Raw genomic sequence first — 1,214 nt, 5'->3', positions numbered from 1 at the left:
CGCCATGGTGGTCGCGTTGAGCATGGTCACCATCGTGCTGTTCGGTAGCATGATGGGCATGTGTCTGCCGTTCGTGCTGGAGCGCTTCAAGGTGGACCCTGCCACGGCCTCGGCACCGCTGGTAACGACCTTGATCGATGCCTCGGGGGTAGTGATCTACTTCACCATCGCCACCGCCATTCTGACCAACGTCTAGCGCATGGCGCTGCTGGCCGCCCGAGTGATGAACATCACTTCTACGTGGCCCAGCCATTCGATGTCGCTGGCCAGCGCCTTGAGCTGGCTGGCCAGGCACTGGGGCGGCTGGTGGACTGCGTCACCGATGATCAGCGTGACCGATACCTTGTCGTCCAGGTAGTGAAGCTGCAGATCGTTCAACGTGCGCCATACCGGGTGCATGTACCAGCGCTCATCAAGAGCGGCTTCCACTTCTGGGCGCAAGGGCAGTCCGGGCAGGCGGCTCGGGTCGCCCTCACCGGCATCGTCTTCCGGGTCCACGTGGAAAATGACATCGGTCAGCAGCGGAAACTCGTGGCGCAGGCGGCGACTCACCTCATTGCCGATTTCATGAGCTTCGGAAACGGTGATACGCGGACCCACCACCACGTGCAGGTCCACCATCACCCAGCCTGCCGATTGGCGCGTACGCAGGTCATGCACGCTATCCACGCCGGGCACGCTGCAGGCCACATCATGCATCTGCTGCTGCACGTCTTCGGGCAAGGCGGTATCTACCAGTTCTCTGGCGGATTCCCACAGCAGGTCGATGCCGACCTTACCTACCAGTAACCCCACGATGATCGCGGCCACGGCGTCCAGCCACCCCAGCCCATACTGGGCACCCACCAGTGCTACCAGCACGACGGCCGTGGAGAGAGCATCGCTGCGGGAGTGCCATGCATTGGCTTCCAGCAGCTTGGACTTGACCCGTTTGGCGACCCGCATGGTGTAGCGGAAGATCCACTCCTTGCTGATCAGGGCCAGCACCGCCACCGTGATGGCAAAAGCGCCGGGCGCGCCCACTTCGGTACCACTCAACAGACGGTCGATGCTCGACCAGGCAATACCGCCGGCCACGAAGATCAGCACGCTGCCCAGCAGTAGCGTGGTCAGCGTCTCGATACGGCCATGGCCATAATGGTGGTCGTTATCCGGTTCCTGACGGCCATAATGAATGGCGGCCAGAACAAAGCCATCGGTGCCAAGGTCAGCCA

General features: G+C 62.2%; 2 protein-coding genes. One reads left to right on the top strand and one right to left on the bottom strand.

Going from position 1 to position 1,214, the window contains the following annotated elements:
- A partial coding sequence (locus FYJ24_RS12465; RefSeq protein ID WP_206192729.1) for a magnesium transporter occupies positions 1 to 196 on the top strand: 196 nt, incomplete at its 5' end.
- Here the strand turns inward: FYJ24_RS12465 and FYJ24_RS12460 are convergent.
- Positions 193 to 1,214, bottom strand: a 1,022-nt coding sequence (locus FYJ24_RS12460) for a cation diffusion facilitator family transporter (protein WP_154546738.1), incomplete at its 5' end; no start/stop codon positions are given. The two genes, FYJ24_RS12465 and FYJ24_RS12460, sit on opposite strands and share 4 nt — an antisense overlap.

The organism is Scrofimicrobium canadense, from assembly GCF_009696615.1.
Lineage (GTDB): Bacteria > Actinomycetota > Actinomycetes > Actinomycetales > Actinomycetaceae > Scrofimicrobium > Scrofimicrobium canadense.
This window is presented reverse-complemented; position numbering and strand designations above follow the sequence as displayed.